Genomic DNA, 607 nt, shown 5'->3' with positions numbered 1-607 from the left:
AAACGTGCAAGCGCCATTAAATCACGGATACCAATATGATTTTTGAGCTGTAAACGGTCAGCTCCAGCGACAGGAATATTGCGCAGTTTAAGGGCACGGGAAAGGGAGAGAACAAATTGATCACGTTTACGAACCAATATCATAATATCACTTGCCCGTATTAAGCGGCCCTTTGCTGGAAGTATTTCGCCTTTTTGGAACCAATCGGCAATCGTTTCAGCAATTTTTTCGGCTAAACGAACTTCAGGTGTATCTAAATGATCAACACTCAAATGCCAATCATGAGGAAATTCGCTCGTTTCTTTGGAAATGGCATCCCATATAATAACTTCACCTGGGCTATGAACGCGAATAGCTTCATGCACCGTCTTTGTATTTTCTGCCGAAAGTCCTTTATAGTTTTCTGGTGTTCCAAAAACAAGATCAACGCTTTTAAGAACATCCGCTGTAGAGCGAAAAGAGTAATGCAGTTGTATTTTTTCAAATTGCTGATTTGTTTGCTGCGCTTTTTTTTGAATGATTCGTCCATTTGCAGCAAAGTTTTCTGGAGCAGCACCTTGAAAAGAATAAATAGATTGTTTTTCGTCTCCAACAGCAAAAAGAGTTC

Annotated in this window: 1 protein-coding gene; it reads right to left on the bottom strand. The window is 40.0% G+C overall.

Annotation, left to right across the window (positions count from 1 at the left end; genetic code table 11):
• Positions 1-607: UvrD-helicase domain-containing protein (locus ACFINK_RS09410; RefSeq protein ID WP_375638920.1), on the bottom strand; the 607-nt coding region annotated here is incomplete at both ends.

Source organism: Bartonella sp. AA16NXGY (assembly GCF_042197325.1).
Classification (GTDB): domain Bacteria; phylum Pseudomonadota; class Alphaproteobacteria; order Rhizobiales; family Rhizobiaceae; genus Bartonella.
Note: the sequence above shows the minus strand (reverse complement) of the source record. Positions and strands in the feature narration are given on the sequence as shown.